This is a genomic window from Pseudomonas koreensis (genome assembly GCF_036668835.1).
GTDB lineage: Bacteria > Pseudomonadota > Gammaproteobacteria > Pseudomonadales > Pseudomonadaceae > Aquipseudomonas > Aquipseudomonas koreensis_I.
The window spans coordinates 94,424-116,503 of sequence record NZ_JAZEVW010000004.1 but is presented as its reverse complement, the minus strand read 5'-3'; the positions used below and the strand labels follow the sequence as shown (position 1 = coordinate 116,503).

Genomic DNA, 22,080 nt, shown 5'->3' with positions numbered 1-22,080 from the left:
TGATCAATCACTGCAGTCCCTGTGGGAGCGAGCTTGCTCGCGAAGGCGTCGTGCCAGACGACATCGATGTTGACTGTGCCGCCCTCTTCGCGAGCAAGCTCGCTCCCACATGGGATGGTGTTGACCGCTAGAAACTCATATCGACTTTGGTCCAGAGCGTGCGCCCCGGTTCATTAATCGCTTGCGGATCGTTGGCGGGGTAGCCGAATCCGGCGTTGCCCGCCAGGTTCAGATGTTCGGCGTACGCCTTGCCAAACAGGTTGTCGACGCCGCTGCTGACCTTCCAGTGCTTGTTGATCCGGTAGGCACCGTTGAGCGAAAACACGCCAAAACCTGCGCTCTGGTCGTAGTCCTTGCCCACCACGTTGCCCTTGTTTTCATCGATACGATGTTGCGCGCTCACAACCCGCCACAGGGCACCGGCGCTCCAGTCATCCTCGCTGTAAGTCAGGCCGAAACGTGCATCCAGCGGCGGCATTTGTGGCAGCGCCGTGCCGTCACTGCTGTTCTTGCCCCAGGCGTAGGCGAGGGTCGCGTCGGCTTTCCAGTGGTCGGTGAGTTTGTAGGCAGCACCGACTTCGCCGCCCATGATCCGCGCGTCGATGTTCTCGGCGCGCGAGGTGCTCATGCCCATCATCGCCGGGGTGTAATCGAAGAGGATGTAATCGCGCACCACGCCGACGTAACCGGACGCCCAGGCTTCGAGGTCGGCACGCTTGTAGTTCAGGCCGAAGTCGAACTGCGTGGTCTTTTCCGGTTTGATCGCATCGAAGGCATTGACCGAACCCACCGGGCCGTTGCTTGCGGAAAACAGTTCCCAGTAATCCGGGAAACGCTGGGCATGGCCCAACCCTGCGTAAAGCGTGGTCGGGCTGTCGGCGAGGTCATGCTCATAACGTATGAAACCGCTGGGCAGGGTGTCGGCGCGCGTATCGTCAGCGGTCGGGTTGGGCCGCGACAGCATTCCCGAGCCGGTGGTTTGCCGGTAATCCCTGGCCGAGGCGCGGTCGACCCGCGCGCCGCTGACCAGCCGATCACGCTCGGCGGTATACCAGGTCATTTCGCTGAACACGCCATAGTTATGGAAATCGGCGTCCTTGCTGTACGGCCGAGCCTTGTAAGTGTCGATACCCATCGCACTGCGCTGGCGGTGTTCGTTGGTCTGCGCGTCAAGGCCGGTGATCAGCTGAATATCGGCCCAGCGCCAGGTCGCCTTGATCCGCGCGCCGAGGGTGCGGCGATCAACATTCGACGCCATCGGGCCTGCCATCATGCCGGTGCCGGACGGTGTGCGCAGGGTGTAGTTGTCCATCACGTGGTCGGCGTAGTTGTAATAGACCTGCGCTTCGAATTTCTCCAGCACGTCAGTGATGTTTGATTTCTCGAAGCGCAGACCGAGGCTTTCGCGCAGAAATTGCGCACCGTCCATGCCGCGTCCAGCGTAGCGCGCTTCGCCATCGCCCTTGCCGGCGGTGAGCTCGATCAAAGTGTCGGCGTCCGGGGTCCAGCCGAGTGCGATATCGCCGTTCCACTTGTCATAGCGCGAGGCGACGATGTCGTTGTTGCCGTCGCGATAATCGTCGGAATGCGCGGTATTGCCGATCACCCGCACGTAACCCAGCGGGCCGCCAGCAGCGGCGTCGATCACCTTGTCGAAGCGCCCATGGGAGCCAGCCAGAATGCTCGCGTTGACCCGGGTGCCGAGTTCGCCGAAGTTTTCCGGCTCACGCTCGAACAGCACCGTGCCGGCCGATGCACCCGGCCCCCAAAGCACGGTTTGCGGGCCTTTGATCACTGTGAGTTGATCGTAGGTTTCCGGGGAAATGTACGAGGTTGGCGCATCCATCCGCCCGGGGCAGGCGCCGAGCATCATGCTGCCGTTGGTGAGGATATTCAGGCGTGAGCCGAACATGCCGCGCAGCACCGGGTCACCGTTGGTGCCGCCATTGCGCACCAGGGCAAAACCGGGAATGGTTTTCAGGTAATCGCCACCGTCGCTGGCCGGCACCGGTTGGCGCGGGTCCTTGGGGTTGGTGACGATGGTCAGCGGCGAACTCGGTGCGATCGCGGTGATCACCGTCGGGCTCAGTTCTTGATCATGGCCGGCGTGTTCATCGGCCAGCACCAACGGGGATAGCAGGACGCCGCAAAGCACGGCGGTAGCGTGCCTGAAACGAATCGATGATTCGTTCAAAGCGAAAGACGCCGGGGCAGAGCCCGAGCGGGAAACAGCAACAAACCTGGACATGACAATTTCCATCGAACAGTCGTAAACGACACGGCCGGCAGCCTGAAGCTGTCTTCTCAACCGTGTGCAATCAGCGGTGTGTGTTTACGCGGCGATGGGCGGGGCGCGGGTGCGGGCGCCGGGAAACAAGGGTTGCCGGGCGTGACCCTGACGTGGCGAGGGCGGGGTGAAGGTGTTCTGCGGCGGGACGTTGAACGCGACGAAGTCGCCTGCGCCGGTCAGCGCCGGGCAGTTGAACAGCAGGCTGCAGTAGCCGCATTTTTCCCACAGCACGTGGTGCGAGGATTGCGGCGGGCAGTGTTCGGCAGCGGGTTGCGCATCATGGCTGCTGTGGTCCATGCCGGGCATGGCCATCGACATGTCCATGCTCATCGGCATCGAGGTCGAGGCGTGTTGATCCATCGGCATCGACTGAGAAATCAGTGGGCCGATGAAGATCATCAACATGGCGAACAGAGCGATCCAGCTGCCGCGGGTCAGGTGTTCAGTCTGACGGCGTTGCCGGGTGGGCCTGCTGCCTGGCGAGCGCATGGGCGAGGTCTGCCGGATGGCTACTGAGCGTGCGCGTGCGTCTGCGTGGTTTCCGGTGGTTTTTTCTGCACGGCGACTTCGACGGTGACGTCGCCAGCCTTTTCGAAATGCAGCGTCATCGGGAAGCGTTTGCCATCGCTGAGCAGGCTGCGATCGCGCGGATTGAGCAGCATGACGTGGTAGGCCATTGGCGCGAAGGTCACGTTGCCGCCAGCCGGAATCGCCACGTTCGGCACCTGCTGCATCTTCATCAGATCGCCCTGCATGATGTGTTCGTGCAGTTGCGCTTCGGGGACGATGGGCGAGTCGACGCTGAGCAGGCGATCGTCGGTCTTGCCGGTGTTGTGAATGATGAAATAGGCGGCGACCGTTGGCGCATTCGGCGGCAGTTCCTGCGACCACGGATGCGCGATTTCCAGCGCTCCCGCCTTGTATTCATGGGCATGGGCAAAGCACGCCGGCAACAGCAGCGCAGCGACGACGATGAGTTTGTTCAACATGGCAGTTCTCCAGAACGATTTGAAACGCGGGTTATTGCGCGAACAAATCAGACCAGAGGGGAAGCTCGGGGGTTGAGACTCGGCCATTGCTGGCGCGGTGTCGGGGTTTGCAGTGAGACGGGCGCGACGCTGTGGTTGCTCTCGTAGCGGGCGAAATACAGCTGCGGCGAATGCCCCGGCAGCGCCACCAACGGCGCCGAGCCCGAGCAACACCAGCAATGCTGCATGTTCGAATGAGTGTCGTTGAGCGGCGCTTGCTGATCGCTGGCGCCGATATCGATAGCGACCATCTTCGTGCCGCTGCCGGTGCAGAAACTGCTCCAGAGCAATTGCTCGGCCGGTGAACTGGCCGCCTGCGCCATCGCCCCGCTCATCGGCATGGCGAGCATGTTGAACAGCACTGCAAAGCAGGCGATCCAGGCAATTGCTAGCCGGTGTCGGTTCATGGGACAGATCCGTTGGAGTGGGCGATCAGGCGCGGGCTATTTAGCCTGATCAGGGCCGATAAGTAAAAAAGCGTCGTGCGGTTTGGTGTCGCAGTGCTTTTAAAGTGTTACGGCATGCAATCTCAAGCCAAGAGCCTTCATGACTTTCATGATAGTTGCGAATTCGGGATTGCCAGTGCTGCTCAGCGCTTTATAAAGACTTTCGCGGCCCAAACCTGCATCCCGTGCCACTTGTGTCATGCCTTGAGCCCGGGCGATGTCATTGAGCGCTGCACGGATAAGGACGCCGTCGCCTTCATCGTCGTCAAAACAGGCATCCAGATACGCCGCCATGTCCTCGGGAGTTTTGAGGTACTCGGCGGCATCAAAACGGGCGAATTCTTCGCTCATGATCTACTCCTCATTTCCGATGTGTGAGCCATCTGCACGGCGCGTTTGATATCTCTTTTTTGTGTCGATTTGTCGCCCCCGATCAGCAGCAGATAAATCACTTCACCTTTGCGTGTGAAGTACATCCTGTAACCAGGGCCATAATGAACACGCATTTCATAAACAGTGTCACCGACGAACCCGCAATCACCGAAGTTGCCATTTTCGGCTTTTTTGATTCTTGAGATGATTCGGCCTTTCCCATTGATGTCTTTCAAGGCGTCGAGCCATTCGGAAAATATGCGGGATCGTTCAAAAGCGATCATGTCGGGATCGTATTCCTTGGGATACAAGCTGGCAAGCCGCTTTTCTTGGCTGTCTGCTTGTCGGGATTAAAGGAACCGAAGTATTGGGGTGAGGATGTGGTGAAAGACAGTCGGCTGTGTCCTCAAAAATTGCAGGTAAATTCGCAAATAAATTCGAAGTCAGGAAAAGTCTGACGTCGTCAGGGCTTCAAGGACTTCAGACGCTGATCGAAACTCCCGATAAACCCCCGGTAGCCCCGGCCGCTTCAACACCAACACCGGCACCCCGCGTTCGCGCGCCACTTGCAGCTTCGGCTCGGTCGCGTTGCTGCCGCTGTTCTTGCTGATCAACACATCGATCTGCCGCCGTTCGAACAGTGCGCGCTCATCCTCCAACAGAAACGGCCCACGGGCGCCAATCACTTCGCAGCGTTCGTTGCCGGGATAAACGTCGAGGGCGCGGAGGGTCCAGAACTGGTCGGCGGGGATTTCATCGAGATGCTGCAGTGGTTCACGGCCAAGAGTGAACAGCGGTCGGCGAAACGGTTTGAGCGCAGCGATCAACTCGGCCCAGTCGCTGACTTCGCGCCAGTCATCACCGGGCTGCGGCTGCCACGCCGGACGGCGTAATGCCCAGCAGGGGATACCGGTCAGTTGCGCGGCAGTCGCGGCGTTCTGGCTGATCTGTGCGGCATAGGGATGCGTGGCGTCGAGCAGCAGATCGATGCCTTGGTCATGAATGAATTGCGCCAGACCTTCAGCGCCACCGTAACCACCGACACGCACCTGACAGGTCAGATCTGTCGGCACCCGGCCAACCCCGGCGAGACTGTAAATGTGTTCTGGCCCAAGAGTTCGGGCAATCGCCAGCGCTTCAGTCACGCCGCCCAGCAGCAAAATCCGCTTCATGCAAAACCTCCGGCATGCCCGACAATGCCGCCCTGACGATCGATCGCGAACACCTCGACCTGCACCTGCGCCGGCACCACGCTGCGGGCGAAATTCAACGCATGGCGGCAGACTTCATCACCGAGACCGACCCCTGCCGCAGCCGCCATGGCCAGCGCCTGCTGACTGGTGTTGGCCGTGCGAATGCCTTGCTGCAAGGTTGCGTCTGCGCCGATCGCTGCCGCCCAGTCAGCCAGTTGCGGCAAGTCGATGCTCGAGTGCCGTGAATGCAGGTCCATGTGCCCGGCGGCGAGTTTGCTGATCTTGCCGAAACCGCCGCACAGGCTGAGTTTTCCTACCGGCACTTTGCGCAAGTGCTTGAGCACCGCACCGACGAAGTCGCCCATTTCGATCAGGGCGATTTCCGGCAGGTCGTAGACCCGGCGCATGGTGTCTTCGCTGGCGTTGCCGGTGCAGGCGGCGATGTGCAGGTAACCGTTGGTTTTCGCCACGTCGATGCCCTGATGGATCGAAGCAATGTAGGCCGCGCAGGAGAATGGCCGCACGATGCCACTGGTGCCGAGGATCGACAGCCCGCCGAGAATGCCCAAGCGTGGATTCATGGTTTTCAGCGCCAGTTCTGCGCCGCCTTCGACATTCACCGTGACTTCGAACCCGCCGCCGTAGCCGGTTTCCACCGCGAGCAGGTTCAGGTGATCGCTGATCATTTGGCGCGGCACCGGGTTGATTGCCGGTTCGCCTACTGCCAGCACCAGGCCCGGGCGGGTCACGGTGCCAACGCCAACACCGGCCATGAAGCGCACGCCCGGTTCGGCCAGCAACCGCACCTGCGAGTACAGCAGCGCGCCGTGGGTCACGTCGGGATCGTCGCCGGCGTCCTTGATCGTGCCGGCTTCGGCGCCGTGCGCATTCAGTCGGCAGAACTCCAGACGCATCTGCACCTGCTTGCCTTTGGGCAAGACGATCTGCACCGCATCGGCCAAGGTGCCGCTGAGCAGCAGGCGTGCGGCGGCGAGGCTGGTGGCGGTGGCGCAGCTGCCGGTGGTCAGGCCGCTGCGCAGGGGCGCGGGTTGTTCGGCGGTTTCGTCACGCATCGAGGGGTTTGACCAGATCGAGCAGGGTGATCGGCAAGGCCTGACGCCAAGTGTCGAAGTCGCCGAGCGGCTGGGCCTGGGCGACATGAATGCGCGTCAGCTCGCCGCCGTAGCGCTCACGCCAGTTCATCAGCGTCAGTTCGCTTTGCAGGGTCACCGCGTTGGCGACCAGACGGCCTCCGGGTTTGAGCTGTTGCCAGCAGCTTTCGAACACGCCTTCGCGGGTCACGCCGCCGCCGATGAAAACCGCGTCCGGGCGCTCCAGCCCGGCCAGCGCCTGCGGTGCCTTGCCGCGAATCAGCTGCAAACCGGGCACGCCCAAGGCATCGCGATTGCGTTCGATCAGTTGCTGGCGACCAGCATCGGCTTCGATGGCCAGTGCGCGGCAGCTCGGGTGCGCGCGCATCCATTCAATGCCGATCGAGCCGCTGCCTGCGCCGACGTCCCAGAGCAATTCACCGGGCGTTGGCGCGAGGCGGGCGAGGGTGATTGCGCGAACGTCGCGTTTGGTCAGTTGGCCGTCATGCTCGAATGCCGAATCGGGCAGCCCGGCCAGACGCGACAAGCCGCGCGTATCGGCATCTGCCAGGCATTCGAGGGCGATGACATTCAGGTCGGCTACCGGCGCATCAGGCCAGCCGCTGGCCATCGCGTCGACTCGCCGCTCGGCGTCGCCGCCCAGATGCTCAAGCACGCTCATGCGACTGGCGCCGAAACCCCGCTCACGCAACGACTGCGCGACCGCCGCCGGGCTCTCGCCGTCGTTGCTCAGCAGCAACAGACGCACGCCACTGGCCAGATGTGCATTCAGCGCCGCCAACGGTCGAGCCACCAGCGACAGCGTAACCACGTCCTGCAACGGCCAGCCGAGGCGCGCGGCGGCCAGCGAACAGGACGACGGTGCGGGCAGAATCAGCATTTCGTCGCTCGCCACCTGCCGCGCCAGACTGGCGCCGACGCCGTAGAACATCGGGTCACCGCTGGCCAGCACGCAGACTGCTTCACCACGACGTTCCAGCACGGGCGCGAGGGAAAACGGGCTCGGCCACAATTGCCGCTCGCCGCCAATGCAAACCGGTAGCAGATCCAGCTGGCGCTGGCCGCCGACGATCCGCGAGGCGCCCATCAGGGCACGCCGGGCCTGCTTGCCCAGGCCCTTGAAGCCGTCTTCACCGATTCCCACAACCGTCAGCCAAGGGCTCATTCCGATCCTCATTTATCCACAGTATTAGCGGCCGACATGATAACGCGATGGCTGTGCACTGACTGCATTCTCTTTGCCAGTCGATAGAAATCAAATGTATCGGTTGTATTTGGAAAGTTGGTTTTCTTGTTGTTAGTTTGCTCAAGTGCCTACGAACAACGTCAGGCAAATACAATAACCTGATCAATGAGGTTTTCCGTGAGTGAAGTCAATAAGGTCTTGTCCGATAAAAGTAACAGTGTGGTACAGGACGGCAATCTTTTATCGTTTTTCTCTGAAGTGAGCAGGGAAGACAAACGCTTCATAAAAAACAGCATGCGCTGGGCAGAGCATAATGCAGACCTGCGCTTCAATAGAAAGCTGGAGTCCGCCAACTGGTTTGAATTTTATTCGGGCCATCTCTGGTCGGTGGGTTGGGGGCTGGAGCATGAGCCGGTTATTTTCTCTGACAAACGCTTCTCCGGCGATGTTGTCGAGATCTGGGCGAACTCACTCTCCAAGCTATTGAGTCGAGAAAAAGTAAGCGCCATGAAGGCATCATTTCAGTTGCTGGAGTTCGACCCGGCGGCTATCGACGTGTTTACCACGAGTACACGCAAGTTTGGTGATTTCCGGTTTTCTCCGGCGCAGTACAACCGTTATACGGAACTGGAAATAGTGATCAGTAACGTACGTTTGCTGAGTTCCGAGTGGGCCTCGACCTATCTGTTCTGGAATCTGCAGCACAACGGCTCGCAACTGGACATCCAGTCCAGACGTTTCGTCATCAAGCGAGCGCAGATCGACAAGTACCGAGAACGTCTGAATGCCGCAGTAGCCGAACTGCGAGTGAGGGAGATTGAATTGGCAGGTTGATGCTTTAGTTGTGGGGTATCTGCGGGTGTGGACACAAGTTGAATAAAGTGTGGTTTGATTGTTCTTTGCTCCGCAGGTAGTTTTGTTTTGCGCCATAGGGGTGCGTTAATATTGAAAAAGGAATATAAGTAATGAATATGGAAGTTGAGCAAGTAATGTGCGCCGCTGAGCGTATTTCCTTGATTGAAGAATGCAACGCGTTTATCGCCGCGCAGCCTGTGCGGAGTGCGCGAACCGCCCGTGTGGGTAATGCACTGCCGATCGATAAGGACGAACTTAATGCGGCCATCATGGGCTCGGGTATTGCCGGTTTTGATGCAAGCATGTCCAAGCGAAGTAAGCGGATCGTCAAGAATACTTACATGTATGCCGATCTCGCAGCGTTGTTGAAGTATCCGGCGGCTTCGCAAAAAGAGCAGCGCTACAATGAGTTCATGCGTCTTATGAAACTGGCGGGCTGGTTCGCGTTCAGTCAGCCCTATAACCGTTATCAGGCCGAGTCGCAAAAAGTGACGATGGACAATATTGCACTGTCGATTATTCACGCCGCGGTGGGTGCTGCTGTCGGCCAAGGGCAGGCAGCCCTGAAAGTGCTGTCGACCGTGGCGGACTCGACCATGGAGGCGCTCAAGAATGAGCCGGAAGCACTGGCACTGTTCGAAAGAAACTCGAAGAAAGCCGAAGGCGGCAACTTCTGCATGACCAGCGCCGTGCAGGATGCCGAGGGCGGAATCACCATGGCGGTTGCGGCAGTACAATATTTCACCAGCGCTCAGCAGACCAAAGTGCTGTTCGTGGAATGGGCGCCGACCAGTGTCGAGGTTTACAACGGCGCGGCCACCATGGAAATGGATGAAGAAGACTATCTGATCGCCGAGCCCCTGATCGTCAAGGCGCTGACCGCCATGCGCGAGAAAGCGTTGAGCATCGAATTTGGCCCCAAGGCCTGATTTCGCTTAAGGCCAGAGGTGAAAACCTCTGGCTTTTCAGGAGTGGCCAAATGAGCACCGGACTGGATTGTAATGCATTCGTTTGCGCTGGAACGCTGGTTCTGGTGGCAAACGGGTTGCCTGATGCACAGAAGACTGACGTACTGAATGCGCTGCTTTACGCGCAAACAGTGGCCGACCGCAACGTCGCGGATTTTTCGCCTATCGCTTCGTGGACTCAGGCCAGAAACAGGGCGATGAGCGTGACCGGAGCACTGCTGCTGGGGGAGCCGGAGATACATTTTCCAGTGCCAGCGCCGGCCAGTTTCACCTTGCTGACATTGGCGCAGCAGGCCATGCACCGGGTGAATCCGGATATGGCTGTTATTACCGATGGCTGGCTTCAGGGGCTGCGACTGGAGCAGACACCTGCTGCGCTCCAGGTGCTTGAAAAGCATGTCGTGAAAGAGGAAAAGTGGGTCCGCTTCCTGCTCACTCTCGTCACTGCGCAAGCCAGCATCACTACGGTGGTCATAAGCTTTCAGGCAACCGGCCTCAGAGAGGCGCCGGTTATTCAGCGCCGTTTCAGTGCTGGAGCTTTAATCGGAAACATGTCTATCAGCGCAAGCAAGGCGCTGCTGGAGTCGGAAGACTATGACTTTTCCCGGGCAGCGGTTGTTTCATTATTGGGAGAGCGGTGCCGGGAGCAAATCATCAGCTTGACCTGAGCGTCTGTGATTGCAACGTTCAGCCTGTGGCTCTGCCCGTCCCTGTTGCGTTCCGACGGGCAGACTTTTCATGCCGGCGGACAAAGCAGGCATAATACCGCACCTTCGCTTGCGAAGCGCCTTTGCCACACAACCGGTCAGCCCCTTGAACGAACACCCGACTTCCACCGCTGTACGCCCCTCGGCCTGTCCGGGGTTGCTGCGTATCGTCCAGGCGCTGGATGGCGGGATCTGCCGGATCAAACTCAATGGCGGTTCGATCAGTGCCGATCAGGCCGACTCCGTGGCAAACGCCGCCGAACGCTTTGCCAGCGGCGCGATCGAGGCGACCAATCGCGCCAATCTGCAGATCCGCGGAATCGGCGCGCAGTCGGCGGCACTGATCGACAGCCTGCTCGCCGTCGGTCTCGGTCCACGCACGCCAGGCGGCGACGACGTGCGCAATCTGATGCTCAGTCCCGCCGCCGGGATCGATCGGCAGATGCGCTTCGACACCCGCGCCCTCGCCGAGCGCATTCTCGACACCCTGCAAAGCCATTCGCGTTTCCATGAGTTGAGCGCCAAATTCGCCGTGCAACTGGACGGGGGCGAAGCGCTGGCGATGCTCGAGCATGCCCATGACCTGTGGTTGTCGGCGTTCGAGCACGGCGACGAAATCCGGCTGGCCTTCGGCCTGGCCGGCTGCCCGACGGATCGTGCGCTGGGTTCGGTGGCGGTGGAAAACGGCCACGCACTGGTGGTGGCGGTGCTGGAACTGTTTCTCGTCCTGGCGCGTCCCGAGCAGACACGCATGCGCCATGTGCTGGAAGAACTCCCCGTGCTGGCGTTTCTTGAGCAGTTGAGAAACCGCGTTCAGGTCAGCGCCAACAGTGGCTGGAAGCGCCAAGCCGCGCACGACGTTCTGCACATTGGCGTACATCCGCAAAGCATTGCCGGGCAGGTGTATGTCGGCGCCGTGCCGCCACTGGGCCGCCTCGATCCGATGATGCTGCGCGGTGCCGCACAACTGGCCCGCCAGTTCGGTGACGGTAGCCTGCGCTTGACGCCTTGGCAGAGCCTGCTGCTGCCCAATGTCACGGCGGCGGACGCCGCAGAGGTGCTGCGTCGATTACAGGCATTGGGTCTGTTGACCGAGGTCACTGAACCGCTGGCGCGTCTGATCGCCTGCACCGGTGCCAGCGGTTGCGCAAAAGGTCTGGCCGACACCAAGGGCGACGCCCGACAACTGGCGGCGCGGCTGCCCGCAGCGGTCGATGTACATCTGAGCGGCTGCACGCGCTCCTGCGCGGCAGCGCACTGTGCCGCGGCGACGCTGCTGGCCGTCAGTCCCGGTCACTACGATCTCTATTTTCGCGATGCAGCGCTGCCGGGTTTCGGCGCGCTGCACGCCTGCAACCTTACTATTGAAGCGGCCGCGACCTTGCTCGCCGCCCGCGCCCGGAGCCCCCTTGATGCTTGATTACATCCGCGATGGTCAGGAGATTTATCGCAACTCCTTCGCGATCATTCGCCGTGAAGCCAATCTGGCGCGCATCCCGGCCGACCTGGAAAAACTCGCGGTGCGAGTGATCCACGCCTGCGGCATGGTCGAAGCCGTCGACGGTCTGCAATTTTCCGAGGGTGCCGGCAAGGCCGGGCGCGATGCGCTGGCCGCCGGCGCGCCGATCCTGTGTGATGCGCGGATGGTCTCCGAAGGCGTGACCCGAGCGCGCCTGCCGGCCAATAACGAGGTGATCTGCACCTTGCGTGACGACAGCGTGGCTGATCTGGCTCGCGAACTGGGCAACACCCGTTCTGCCGCGGCGCTGGAGTTGTGGCGTCCGCACCTTGAGGGCAGCGTAGTGGTGATTGGCAACGCGCCGACTGCGCTGTTCTATCTGCTGGAAATGCTCGACGCCGGCGCACCGAAACCCGCGCTGATTCTCGGCTTTCCGGTGGGCTTCGTCGGCGCGGCCGAATCGAAAGCCGCACTCGCCGCCGACAGCCGTGGCGTGCCGTTCGTGATCATGCAGGGCCGCCTCGGCGGCAGCGCCATGGCCGCAGCGGCGGTCAACGCGCTCGCCACGGAGGTGGAATGATGCAGGCCAAAGGACGTCTGATCGGCCTCGGTGTCGGCCCCGGTGATCCGGAACTGATTACCGTCAAAGCCCTGCGCCTGCTGCGCGAATCACCGGTGGTGGCGTACTTCGTCGCCAAAGGCAAAAAGGGCAATGCGTTCGGCATCATCGAAGCGCATCTGGTCGAGGCGCAGAACCTGCTACCGCTGGTCTACCCGGTGACCACCGAGGCGTTGCCGGCGCCGCTGTCGTACGAGCAAGTGATCAGCGATTTCTACGACGAAGCTGCCGTGGCGGTCGCCGAGCATCTGGATGCCGGGCGCGACGTCGCGGTGATCTGCGAGGGCGATCCGTTCTTCTACGGCTCCTACATGTATCTGCATGATCGCCTCGCCAGCCGTTACGAGGCCGAAGTGGTGCCGGGCGTGTGCTCGATGCTCGGCGGCGCTTCGGTGCTCGGGGCGCCGCTGGTTTACCGCAATCAGAGCCTGTCGGTGCTCTCCGGTGTGTTGCCGCACGAAGAGCTGAAGCGACGTCTGGCCGATGCCGACGCGGCGGTGATCATGAAGCTGGGGCGCAACTTTCCCAAGGTTCGTCAGGTGCTCGAAGAACTCGGCCTCGCTGAGCGTGCGCTGTACGTCGAGCGCGCGACCATGGCCAACCAGAAAATCGTGCCGATGGATCAGGTCGAGCCGATGTCCTCGCCATACTTCTCGCTGATCATCGTGCCCGGCGAACGGTGGCAAGGTTGATGACGCAGATCACTCCCGCCATCGTCATTCTCGGTCAGGGCAGCCTGGCCACCGCGCGGCGCATTCAGCAGGTGTACCCGGCGGCGCAGATTCACGGCCTCGCCGGACGTGTTGACGGTGCCGATTGTACGTATCAGGAATTCGGCGCGGCCCTGCGTGCGCTGTATCAGCAAGACACGCCGATCATCGCCCTGTGTGCGGCGGGGATTGTCATTCGCACGCTGGCGCCGCTGTTGCTGGAAAAGGGCGCCGAGCCGCCCGTACTCGCAGTCGCCGAGGATGGCAGCGCAGTGGTGCCGTTGCTGGGCGGCCTCGGCGGAGTCAACGTCATGGCGCGCGACATCGCTGCCGGATTGCAGGTGGCAGCAGCGATCACTACCAGTGGCGAGTTGCGCTTTGGTACCTGCCTGCTCAATCCACCGAGAGGTTATGCACTGGGCGATCTGGAATCGGGCAAGCGCTTTGTCTCAGACCTGCTCGCCGGCCACAGCGTGCGCATCGAAGGCGCGGCGCCGTGGCTGGATCAGGCGCAGTTGCCGCAGGATCCACAGGCGCAACGCACCATTCATGTCGGCAGTGCCGAGCGTCAAGCGAGCACCGACGAATTACTGATTTACCCGCGCAGCGTCGCGGTGGCGGTGAGTGCGGAAACCGCCGACCTGGCGAAGGCCGTGCGCAGCGCTTTGCAGCAGGCGAAAGTCGCCGCGCAATCGCTGGCCTGCCTGCTGGCGGCTGACAGCGAAATGGCCTCGGCAACCTTGCGCGAAGCGGCGCTCGAATTAGGCGTGCCGCTGCGCTTTGTCGCTGCTGCAGCTGATGTGCAGGCAATCGCGCTGGCTGCCGTACCGCAAGCGCAGATTCATCTTGTGCAGAGTCTGGCTATTGCGGTGGTCGCCGAGCCGCTGGACATCGAACACGTCGGCCGCCCCCGCGGTCGTCTCGCGGTGATCGGCCTCGGTCCCGGTGCTGCCGAATTGATGGTGCCGGCGGTGAAGGCCGAACTGGCCCGCGCCACCGATGTGCTCGGCTACGAAACCTACGTGCGCATGGCTGGCCCCTTCCGCGACGATCAGGTGCAGCATTGCACCGACAACCGCGAAGAGATGCAGCGCGCCCGTCACGCCTTCCGCCTCGCTGCCGAAGGGCGTTCGGTGATCGTCGTGTCCTCGGGTGATCCCGGTGTGTTCGCCATGGCCGCGGCCGTGCTCGAAGCGTTGCACGAATCGAGCGACCCGGCGTGGCACAGCGTCGATCTGGAAATTCTCCCCGGCGTCTCCGCTTCGCTGGCCACCGCCGCACAGGCCGGTGCGCCACTGGGGCATGACTTCTGCGTGATGTCGCTGTCGGACAACCTCAAGCCGTGGTCGATCATCGAAAAACGCCTGGACCTCGCTGCGCAGGCAGATCTGGCGCTGGCGTTCTATAACCCGATCTCCCGTGCGCGTCCGTGGCAATTGGGCCGGGCGCTGGAAATCGTTGCGCAGCACCGCACCCCGCAAACGCCGGTCGTGCTGGGGCGCGATATCGGCCGTCCGGGCCAGACCTTGCGCACCACTACCCTCGGCGCGCTGACGGCGGATCAGGTCGACATGCGCACGATGGTGCTGATCGGCTCTTCCACCACCTGCACGTTTCCCCGTGCCAGTGGTGGTGAATGGGTTTACACACCGCGTTGGTACGGCGAAAAGCCGCTTGCCTGAATTGCACGCCGAGGCAAGTTGTAAGCAACTTGTCTCGGCGTGACATACGGTCAAAGTTCCTGTCTGAATCCTGTCCTTTGAAATCGACGATGCCTGCGTCTAGAACACCGCTTTGGCTGTCTGGCCAATGACTGGCGGCCAACTTATTTGTTGCCGGATGGTGCGCGTGAGCGACGTGACTGTTATTCAATGTTTCTCCGGTAATCATTTGAGTTTTGTGTTTTTTGAAGTCACTGCATTAGCGGCATAACTTCGTCCAGGTTCACTTTACTGAATCAGGAATGAAGGCTTATGGGTGTCATGAGACAGTATGTCGGCGAAGCGGATCTTATTTCTGCCGAAGATTATTCAGCGCTGCAACGCGCCTTGAAGGAGTTTTCCGCTACTGGCGAATATGCCGAGTTGGCAGCGCTTTACGAGAGCGCCGGCAGGGCCTCGGATTTCACTGAAAAACTACAAGTCGTAACGCTCTTCCTCGACAACTTCGAACGCCTGGCCAAGCGCAAGACGGCGCCCATGCCGGTGGCCATTGATCGAATCGAAAACGGGCTGCGCGATTACGCGGCGCGCCTGGCGGCAACGGTGAGCATGTTCAGTGACGTACCCGCGCCAGTACCAAAAACAATGCATTTTGTATGGGTCGGCGGCAGTCAGGTCGGCGCTATCCAGCGTGATTACATGAATGTCTGGCGTAAGGTTCTGGCCACAGAGGGCTACCAGTTCAATCTCTGGTATGACAGCGATGCCTTGCTGGCTTTCGAAATGAATCGGGTCATTTCCGACAGCGCGCGAGTGGATGCGATGGAGTCGGGCGGCGACACCGTGAGCCGCCCCGGTGCGCTGGCACAAATGATCGAAGATCGTGCGCGAGTCTTGAAGCGCGAGATGTTCGATTTTCTGCAACAACCACAATGGCAAGGCAAAGCCGATCAGGCCCGGATCGAATTGATGGTGCGCGCTTACGGCAAAGACCGGGCGACACTGGAGAACTTCCGGCAGCAATGTTTGCAGACCCATGAACAAATGGCCGGCAGCGATTTGCAGTTGCGCGATGTTCGCCAAGAACTTCACGGGCATTTTCTGGCCGATGTCTATCAGCGTGAAGTGGCGATGCGCGGCAACTTCGCCGCCGCCAGTGATGTAGTGCGCTTGCAGGCGCAATATCTGGAGGGTGGGCGTTACAGCGACATGGACTACTTGCCGCCGTTGGCTGAGAAGTTGGGTGGCGTCGATATAAGCAAGTTCGATGACGTGCAACGCTTGGGCCTGTTGCAACTTTTGCTCAATCACGATGAAACATTGCTGCCAAGTCGCGATCGCCTGCGCTATGCCGACCGCACCGATACCTTGCCTGCTGCCGATCTGGATGCGTTGCTGGCCTTTGCCCGCGGCAAGCCCGGCGTGACGCAGATATTCGTCGCCCCGCTTGAAAGCCGCAGCCCGGCTCATGGTTTGCGCATGGGTACGCAACTGGACCGGGAAATGAACGCCTACATGCTGGCCCAGCCGCACAGCGAAATGACGCTCGCGGTCATGCAGTTGATCCGGTTCAACTACGACTGCCTTCAGGCCGTAGAACAGTCGGCCGTAGCCTCGTCGGTGGATTGGTCGCAGTCAGAACGATTGCTCGACGTCATCGAAAATGTAATGAACGAACACATCGAACGGGGCCGACTGACGCAAACGCTGCAAGATTTTCTCGGTAGTTTAAGCCAGGCCATTCTGAATTATTACCGTGATGGCATTCGCGTCGGAGCGCGCGGCACCATTGCGCTGACCGGACCCGGAGCGGCGGTGACCGGGGTCAGGAATTATGTTGAAACTCGCCTGTTCGCACATGATGTGGTCAAGGTTCAGCAACACTTGAAATTGGCCGAGGGTTACAACGTCCAGACCGAAGAAGAAATGATCTCCGGCTGGACCGTCAATGACGATGAGGCGCAGTGGCTGGCCAAAGAGCAGGAAAAGTGGCGCAGCGGCAAACTCAAGTCGCGTTATACCGGCCAACTGGCGGATCTGCTCAAACCGCAACAGACGCTGACGTTCAAGCAGGGCTGGCCGGTGGTGGGCGGTAAGCCGGTATTGCTGACGTCGGTGCTGCAGCAATGGATGGATGACCTCGGCGAGCCCTTTGTCCGGGCCATGCGCGAAAAACTCAGCGGTGAGATCACCTTCACCGATGCTTTTGCCATCGGCTTCGACACGCGGCAGTTGATTGCTGCGCAACCGCAGAGCGAGCTGCCGGTTTCCCATGGCGCCGAAACGTCCAGTAACCTCAACGAACTGTTCAGTCGGATTGCCCATGACGCGCTGCCGCTGCAACAACTCAGTCCGCTACAGCGGGTCATGCTCGGCGGGATTTTCGGTGCAGACAGTCTGGACGATGCGGGCTTTGCGGGCATCTGGCAGACCGTGCGTGAGCTTGCCGTGGCAACCGATGGCGACGGCACTTTCGCGCGTTTTGACGCTATCGAAAAAGCCATTCACCAGCGCCCGGAATTCGCGACAGCGCTGACGCCGGGTGAGGCGCATGAAGTGCTGACTGCGCGTGAACTCAAGGTCCAGGCGCTCTTCGAAGCGCTGACGGTGCGGCAATGGAGCGAGCGTATCGGGCAGATCAAGCGCACCGCGCAGCGTGAATACCGCACCCGGATCATTCAGCGCAGTGCGCAGGTGCGGGAAATGTTCATCAGCGCCGGCGCGACCTCGGCCCGGCAACTGTCGCAGGACTTACTCATGCAAGGGACGAGCGACCCTGGGCGCCGCTGCTATCCGCTGGCGCTGTTGATGGGCGCAGCGGTGGTCGCCGGCGAGTCGGCCGAGCGCACGCTGGTCGGGCATGTCGCTGCGGCCAACATCGATCCTCAACACACCAGCTCACGGGCGTTGCTCAGTGCGCTGAACGAATTGCGGACGGTGCCGACCCATACCATTGGCAAGCCTCTTGGCGTGCAGAATCTGGACTCGCTGATGCAGAAGCTGGAGGCGAAAACGGCCTCTACCGTCCTGTTGCTCGACACCGGCGATCACGCGTTGTTGATGGCCAAGGTGCAGGTAGACGGCCGGTTCGTCTATCGCTTCTACGACCCGAACTTTGCCATCTACGCGTTCGCCACAGGAGCCCAGACCAGGCTTGGCGTGGAGCGTTATCTGAGTGCAGGCGATAGCGCACTGGCCAGGCTTTACGGGCTGGGCGACATGGCCGGAGCGCGATTCAACGTGGTCGAGCTGAACACCGAGGAGATTGCCACGCGCAAGCTGTCGGCGGGCTTGCGCGTCGACAGTTTTCTGCACTCGCCTTCGAGCGATTCGCGCCGTACCTCGGTCTGGGCCAGACAAGCGCTGGCGCGCCAGCGCTCGCTCAGCGAAAACGCGCGCATGGGCACCAGCCTGGCGCAAGTGGATGCACGGTACTGGGCGCAGGCATTTGGCGAGGCCACGCAGCAATTGCGCAGTGAGCACTCGCTCGGGCGCGAATATCTGCCGTTGCTCGACACCCTCAAGCCGCAGGCGGACGGCGCTTTTTCGCTGACCCTGGTCGATGCGCAAAACCCGCGTCAGGCGCGAAGGGTCAGTACAATCGACCCGCGATTCAACAAGCTCAAAGACCATGTGCAGCTGTTGGTCAAAGCGGCAAAATCCGCGGCCTCGGCTGAGTCTGACGGCGGCAGTCGCTTGAGCTTTGCCTTTGCGATCCAGACCCTGGTCACCGAAATGCGCCAGCGCGATCACCAGGCTGGCGAGCAGTTGCCAGCCCTGTCGATTGCGCTGCAAGTGCAGGTCTACGTCAGTTATGCCCAACTGGGTTTCGGCGTGGTCAGCGATACCGCTCAGGTGATCAACCTGGTGCGGCAGGTGGCCGCCAGTGAGCAAGCGCTGCTGTTGCGTCATTCATCACTGGCCGGGCGCGTGCTCGGGCCGGCAGCCATTGGTGTCGGCTTTGCCTTCTCGCTGGTCAACATCGGCTTCGACATCTACAACCTTTCGCTGGCGCAGAACCACGAGCAGCGCTCGCGCTTTTCCACGTCGCTGGCGTTCAATGTGGCTGCGTTGGGGCTGGACATTGCTGCGCTGGCGGCAGGTGGAGCGGCGGGGGCGGCGGCCGCTTTTCTATCGGTGCCGTTGCTCGGTATCGGCATCGGGGCCACCGCGATTGCCAGCAATCTCGGGCAGATCGCCGACAAGGCTACGGCGGTCGGTAATCATTTGCGTGCCATCCACAACGCTTACCGGCCAGGCGCTTTTACCTTTGCCGACGGGACGCTGCAGTTTCCGGCCGAAGCCGTCATTACCCAGCTCGATCTGCAAGACCGGCAGGTTCGTTTTGACAGCCAGCGTTTTTATCCGTGGGGCGGCGGCCCGCTTGAGTTACCGCAGTACAACGATGATCCGAAGCAGATCCACCGATCGCTGAACATTCGCCAGGCCTTCGGTCTGGGCGAGAGCGCAATGCTGGATATCCGCGACGATGCTGCGCTGCATACCGTGGTGCTGCCCTGCACACCGCTTTGCTATTACGGTTACGACTATCAACTGGGGGGCGCCGGTCATGTCTACGAGGCCTTGCCGGGAGAACAGGTTGAACCGCGTAGCGCCAGTGAACATCCCGACCCGAACTGGTTGTCGTATTTAAATCCGTTCACGGCACTGGGCGAAACTCTGAAAGTACAGCTCGATGAGCGCATCCACACCCGCTACCCGCAGTTGCGCAACAGCGTGGCGGACAAGCTCGAATACGACGAGCGAGGCAACCGACGTTTTCATCTGCACAGCACGCCGTCGCTCAAACATATTCTCTACAAGCTGCACCCGATCTATAAACCGACCACGATCGGCGTGCAGCTTGACGAGCATGTCCGTCAGTTGGTGGTGCCGACGTTGCCGGTGGAGTGGCAGCAAAAAATTTCCTATGAAATCACCGCCACGCCCGGTCACTGTCAGTTGCGCCTGACTCCCGGTTTGAGCGGGGTGAAATTTAACGGCGGTGGCAAATGGCTGGCGCATGCGCCCTGGGTCAACCTCGAGCAGGTCAGCTTTGCTGATGCAGTGATTGCGGACGACGGCGGCCCACGGTTACATCTGGCGGGGCGCCATTTGACGATTGACGGCATCGTGCTGTCGGCTTTCGAGGGGCTGATCGAACTGGCCGGGGGTGAACTGTACGAGCTGGACTGGCAGCACAACGCATTGCGCCTGGTGTCCGTCACCCTTGGCGATACCCATCACTCGCGCGATGTCCTTGCGCGACTGCGCAAACTCGGTGACGAGCAACGTCTGGCCGCCGGCTATTTGAGGCTTGAGCGATTCAACGTGCCGTTCAGTCCGGCCAGCCGCCCGCTGAAGACAACGGCTTTTTACGATGGCACGCGCAGACGCCTGTTATATGCGCGCAACCTGCCCGGCGAGGTTAACGACGGCTTGCTGCTGGGCGCCGCCACTGCAGATCAAGCGTGGTTTTATCATCCCGATCACGCCACCGTCTGGCGCGTAGATGTGCTCAGCGGGCTGGTCGTGCAGCGCTATCGTTTGCTGAGTCTGGAATCCGGCACGAAAATCAGCGCTTTCGTGCAACTCGCAGACGGCACTCTGCGCGTCTCGCAGCAGTTGGTTGAGCGCAAAAACCTCAACGTGCGAACCACGCTGGAATTTCACCTGGCTGACAAGGACGTGACGCTGACCGACATCACGCTAAGGTCGCGCGGGTTGGAAAATTCCCCGCTCATACCTGAAGAAGGCAGCCGGATCGTGTTTTTCCGTCATCGCCAGAAACAGCCTCGCCCCTATGCCGACGAAACCCCCGGCATGGTTTCAGCCATCAGCACCTGGCGTTACGCACCGTATATTCATGCGCAGGCTTATTCCTTCGACCAACTGCTTGAGCGAGCCTGGATCGGCGCGGAAAACGGCCGCTACTTCCGCGCTGACCCGGACAGTGACGCGGACAGAGTGTTGCTCATGCCGCGATCCGCTGATCTGGCCACGGCACGGCTGTTCTACAGCAAGCAAAGCCAGATGCTCAGCCATGGCATCGAACTGCGTGACAATGTTTTCATGCAGCAAGCGCTGGCGCGGGATGTAGTTGACATCAGACGTGTCGGTGACAGCTATCTCGCCACGTTGAGCGATGGCCGACTGTTCGAGATCGACCTGAGTGCCCGTGAGGATAACTGGTTGTCCGAGATAGACAGGGATGTGCTGCAGTTCGTCGGCCTCAGCCAACGCTGGCTGCAACAACATACCGACTGGCTGGTCGCACTGCCGGCGTTGGCCAGGCAATACAACAGCGCAGCATTTAAGATCATCGGTTTGCGCGCCCAGCCAGGCCAGCCCTTTCTGGCCGCGTGGTGCGTGGACGAAAAGCTCGTACTGGCGCAAACGCCTGGCAACCGTGAGCTGACGTTATTGGGCCTGACGCCGGACCGGCAAGCCGTCTGGCTGCTGGATAGCGAAGCCGGAGCTATCTGGCGCCAAAGGCTGGTGTCTTGCGACGACATGCGCGCAGCGTTCGGCGACAGCAGCGTCGTGCAGCATCGCCAGGCCTTGCCACAGGCCGAGCCGGTCTGGTCATCGTGGACATTCAGCGAAGTCCTGCCGCAGGGTGATGGCCTGCTCGGGCGCACCCGCGAAGGCGTGACGCTGCAACTGCAGGATCAACAACCGGCGCGAATCATCGGCACGCAGAATCGCTGGTCCTGGCGCCTCGGCGAAACGCCCGCACAATTGTGCGAGCGTTTGAAGCAACTGCTGGACGGACAATCTCATGCCGCCTTCCTGCCCGTCGAAAATACCGGCAACCGTTACCAATATTACGTACCGACGCTGAATCGGCTGTTCGATGTGTCGGCCCGGGAGGATGGTCATTGGGCGACATTCCTCGGTACGCGCGATACCGACAATCCGCTGTTGCTCGACTCGACCGACGAGCTGGTTTTCAGTGCCGGAACGACCGACAGCGTCTGGTTGCCGGGCAGCCATGCTCATCGTGATGCGCAAGTCATGACGCTGCAAGTGAGCGATGACCTCACCGAGGTCCTGCCGCTGCTGGTTGACGGCGTGGACACGTTGATCCTGAGCTTTGGTTCACACACGGAGGGCTATCGGATTTCGGCCGATAGCTGGCAACGTCTGGATTGCATTGTTGTCGATGCGCGGCGTCCGTCCGCCAGCGAAGCGTCGGAGCCAGGCTTGCTCGCGCTCGACGTAGGGGACTGTGGGCATTGGTTGATGTCACGGGTTGATGACGAGCTGCTGCTTGCCGATCCGGACAATGGCCGCAGTCTGATCGTGCGCAACGCCCAAGAGCAGAGCGCATGCGAGTTGGCGCTCAGCGTGTCGGGTCGCCTGTATCTGTTCGCGCTGGAGCAATGGTTGCTGGCGTTTGGGGCCGCGCAGGACAGCGACGCCACAGCTACGCTAGCGGCCGTAACTGAACAGTTGCCTTGACGGGTTGAGC

17 protein-coding genes are annotated in these 22,080 nt (G+C 60.9%); 8 read left to right on the top strand and 9 right to left on the bottom strand.

The annotated features are described in order from the left end of the window. Positions 1 to 127: 127 nt before the first annotated feature. From V6F91_RS13305 to cbiE, 9 genes are all read right to left on the bottom strand, one after another. A complete protein-coding gene (locus tag V6F91_RS13305) occupies positions 128 to 2,248 on the bottom strand; it encodes a TonB-dependent copper receptor (RefSeq protein WP_332765102.1) in 2,121 nt (706 codons plus the stop codon). Positions 2,249 to 2,332: 84 nt separating this feature from the next. After that, a complete protein-coding gene (locus V6F91_RS13300; RefSeq protein ID WP_332765100.1) occupies positions 2,333 to 2,779 on the bottom strand; it encodes a DUF2946 domain-containing protein in 447 nt (148 codons plus the stop codon). Positions 2,780 to 2,799: 20 nt separating this feature from the next. Continuing rightward, complete coding sequence (locus tag V6F91_RS13295) at positions 2,800 to 3,279, bottom strand: copper chaperone PCu(A)C (protein ID WP_332765098.1); 480 nt, start codon at positions 3,277 to 3,279, stop codon at positions 2,800 to 2,802. Between the two features lie 47 nt (positions 3,280 to 3,326). Then, on the bottom strand, positions 3,327 to 3,725 hold the full coding sequence (locus V6F91_RS13290; RefSeq protein WP_332765096.1) for a DUF2946 domain-containing protein: 399 nt from the start codon (positions 3,723 to 3,725) through the stop codon (positions 3,327 to 3,329). A 99-nt stretch (positions 3,726 to 3,824) separates the two neighbouring features. Then, the gene (locus tag V6F91_RS13285; protein ID WP_077570750.1) at positions 3,825 to 4,115 is read right to left on the bottom strand and encodes an addiction module antidote protein; all 291 of its coding nucleotides are present in this window, start codon (positions 4,113 to 4,115) and stop codon (positions 3,825 to 3,827) included. Next, positions 4,112 to 4,420 carry a type II toxin-antitoxin system RelE/ParE family toxin gene (locus V6F91_RS13280; protein ID WP_332765091.1) on the bottom strand — a complete coding sequence of 103 codons (309 nt, stop codon included), beginning with the start codon at positions 4,418 to 4,420 and terminating at the stop codon, positions 4,112 to 4,114. The genes V6F91_RS13285 and V6F91_RS13280 overlap by 4 nt, the downstream gene beginning before the upstream one ends. Positions 4,421 to 4,579: 159 nt before the next feature. After that, positions 4,580 to 5,308 carry a cobalt-precorrin-6A reductase gene (locus V6F91_RS13275; protein WP_332765089.1) on the bottom strand — a complete coding sequence of 243 codons (729 nt, stop codon included), beginning with the start codon at positions 5,306 to 5,308 and terminating at the stop codon, positions 4,580 to 4,582. Then, positions 5,305 to 6,402 (bottom strand): cobalt-precorrin-5B (C(1))-methyltransferase, encoded by a 1,098-nt coding sequence (locus V6F91_RS13270; RefSeq protein WP_332765087.1) that lies wholly within the window; start codon positions 6,400 to 6,402, stop codon positions 5,305 to 5,307. The genes V6F91_RS13275 and V6F91_RS13270 overlap by 4 nt, the downstream gene beginning before the upstream one ends. After that, positions 6,395 to 7,606, bottom strand: coding sequence for a precorrin-6y C5,15-methyltransferase (decarboxylating) subunit CbiE (gene cbiE, locus V6F91_RS13265; protein WP_332765085.1), 1,212 nt, complete (start codon positions 7,604 to 7,606; stop codon positions 6,395 to 6,397). The genes V6F91_RS13270 and cbiE overlap by 8 nt, the downstream gene beginning before the upstream one ends. 198 nt (positions 7,607 to 7,804) lie before the next feature. On the opposite strand from cbiE, the gene V6F91_RS13260 reads away from it, so the two are divergent. From V6F91_RS13260 to V6F91_RS13225, 8 genes are all read left to right on the top strand, one after another. Then, entirely contained in the window at positions 7,805 to 8,461 is a 657-nt protein-coding gene (locus V6F91_RS13260) for a hypothetical protein (RefSeq protein ID WP_332765083.1), read from the top strand. A 131-nt stretch (positions 8,462 to 8,592) separates the two neighbouring features. Beyond that, positions 8,593 to 9,411, top strand: a complete 819-nt coding sequence (locus tag V6F91_RS13255) for a hypothetical protein (RefSeq protein ID WP_332765081.1) — start codon at positions 8,593 to 8,595, stop codon at positions 9,409 to 9,411. A 50-nt stretch (positions 9,412 to 9,461) separates the two neighbouring features. Continuing rightward, the gene (locus tag V6F91_RS13250; protein ID WP_332765079.1) at positions 9,462 to 10,118 is read left to right on the top strand and encodes a hypothetical protein; all 657 of its coding nucleotides are present in this window, start codon (positions 9,462 to 9,464) and stop codon (positions 10,116 to 10,118) included. Between the two features lie 70 nt (positions 10,119 to 10,188). Next, the gene (cobG, locus tag V6F91_RS13245; RefSeq protein ID WP_332765077.1) at positions 10,189 to 11,577 is read left to right on the top strand and encodes a precorrin-3B synthase; all 1,389 of its coding nucleotides are present in this window, start codon (positions 10,189 to 10,191) and stop codon (positions 11,575 to 11,577) included. Next, on the top strand, positions 11,570 to 12,196 hold the full coding sequence (locus tag V6F91_RS13240) for a precorrin-8X methylmutase (RefSeq protein WP_332765075.1): 627 nt from the start codon (positions 11,570 to 11,572) through the stop codon (positions 12,194 to 12,196). Before cobG ends, V6F91_RS13240 begins: the two co-directional genes overlap by 8 nt. After that, on the top strand, positions 12,193 to 12,927 hold the full coding sequence (locus tag V6F91_RS13235; protein WP_370695113.1) for a precorrin-2 C(20)-methyltransferase: 735 nt from the start codon (positions 12,193 to 12,195) through the stop codon (positions 12,925 to 12,927). Before V6F91_RS13240 ends, V6F91_RS13235 begins: the two co-directional genes overlap by 4 nt. Next, a complete protein-coding gene (gene cobJ / locus V6F91_RS13230) occupies positions 12,927 to 14,627 on the top strand; it encodes a precorrin-3B C(17)-methyltransferase (RefSeq protein ID WP_332765073.1) in 1,701 nt (566 codons plus the stop codon). The genes V6F91_RS13235 and cobJ overlap by 1 nt, the downstream gene beginning before the upstream one ends. A gap of 291 nt (positions 14,628 to 14,918) precedes the next feature. Continuing rightward, the gene (locus V6F91_RS13225; protein ID WP_332765070.1) at positions 14,919 to 22,070 is read left to right on the top strand and encodes a TcdA/TcdB pore-forming domain-containing protein; all 7,152 of its coding nucleotides are present in this window, start codon (positions 14,919 to 14,921) and stop codon (positions 22,068 to 22,070) included. The last annotated feature ends 10 nt before the right edge of the window (positions 22,071 to 22,080 follow it).